This is a genomic window from Psychrobacter sp. T6-1, assembly GCF_052258445.1.
The window spans coordinates 1-1,707 of sequence record NZ_JBQQFC010000405.1 but is presented as its reverse complement, the minus strand read 5'-3'; the positions used below and the strand labels follow the sequence as shown (position 1 = coordinate 1,707).

The 1,707-nt window shown below is 46.9% G+C and carries 2 protein-coding genes; both read left to right on the top strand.

Features of this window, described 5'->3' with window-relative positions:
- Positions 1-378, top strand: a 378-nt coding sequence (locus ACTXGO_RS13265; protein WP_443574852.1) for a YqiA/YcfP family alpha/beta fold hydrolase, incomplete at its 5' end; no start/stop codon positions are given.
- 127 nt (positions 379-505) lie between these two features.
- A partial coding sequence (locus ACTXGO_RS13260; RefSeq protein ID WP_443574851.1) for an ATP-binding protein occupies positions 506-1,707 on the top strand: 1,202 nt, incomplete at its 3' end.

Here is a 1,707-nt window from a genome sequence, read left to right as displayed (position 1 = left end):
AATCCAAGTACCCAGCCGCATGTCACTCTGCAACGTTTTCAGGATAATGCTCATGCAGATACTCTAGAGTCTGCTAGTGAAAATAACAGTGACAGTAACAGTGATGAGACGCTTTATACCACGACTGGTGGCTGGGCAATGACTCGAGCTGACTTGACGTGGTTTGCCGATCATCAGCTAACCGCTATTCATTGTCCTGACAAAGTCGCTGCGCTGATCAAAGACGGTGATGAGTTATTAGACGCTCAAATCTCCAAGCAGTTTTATCAAGCAAAAGGCGCGACTGTTATCATGCAAGAGGGCGGCGATCATCGCTTTAGTGATTTTGCGCAGCACCTGCCTTTAGTGATAGATATTGTGCAGCAACTATCATCTTAAAATACTATATTTTGCACGCGCTAGAATAAACGACATTATATGACGTAAGCCTGTAACTATCAGCCTTTAACGTGCGGTTTTTGGTTATAATAAGGACATAGAGTTTGTAGATATTAAGGAAAGCATTTTGAGTCAATATAATGCGCAATCGTTAGAGATTTTAGAAGGCCTTGAGCCTGTCCGCCGCCGTCCTGGCATGTATACCGATACCACCCGTCCCAATCATTTAGCGCAAGAAGTCATCGATAACTCGGTTGATGAAGCGCTGGCGGGCTATGCCAAAACCATAAAAGTCAGGCTTCATGAGGATGGTTCGTTATCGGTCGAAGATGATGGCCGCGGTATGCCAACAGATATCCATCCTGAATTTGGTCAGTCGGGTATTGAAATTATCTTAACTCGCTTGCACGCCGGTGGTAAGTTTTCGACCTCAAACTATGAGGTGTCAGGCGGTTTGCACGGCGTTGGCATCTCTGTCGTCAATGCCTTGTCTACACGTGTGGAAGTGACGGTGTGGCGTGATAGTACTCAATTCGACATGGCATTTGAGAACGGTGCGCCAGTGACGCCATTGACCGAATCGGTCAGTCCCAATAAGCGCAAGCGTGGTACTAGAGTACGGTTTTGGTCAGATAGTACCTTCTTTGATACACCTAAGTTCAATATCAAACAGCTCAAGCACACCTTAAAGGCCAAGGCGGTTTTGGCTGCTGGACTCACTATTGAGTTCACAGATGAGATCAATGATGAAAAGATTGTTTGGCAATTTACCGATGGGGTGGTTGAGTATCTAACCGAGCAATTAGATGGGCTTGAGACCCTACCGCCAGAGCCTTTTTATTATAATTATGAAGCGACAGGTAGCGAGCGCGCCGGCATCACCTTTGCACTGTCTTGGTTACCTGAGGGCGGCGTGCCCATTCAAGAGAGTTATGTCAATCTCATTCCAACCGCTCAAGGCGGCACCCACGTAAATGGGCTGCGTACGGGTATTTTAGAAGCGCTGCGTGAGTTTTGTGATATTCACAATCTATTGTCGCGTAACGTCAAGCTTACCGGTGAGGATGTCTGGGATGGGATTAATTATATCTTGTCGCTCAAATTCTCTGAGCCGCAGTTCTCAGGTCAGACCAAAGAGCGTCTCTCAAGCCGAGAAGCGGCAGGAGCAGTACAAACGCTTGCCAAAGATGCGTTTAGCTTATGGCTCAATCAGCACGCAGATTTAGGCGCTCAGATTGCAGAATTAGCGATTAATAAAGCAGGACGCCGCCTAAAATCTGCTAAAAAAGTCGCACGTAAAAAAATCACTCAAGGTCCAGCGCTACCGGG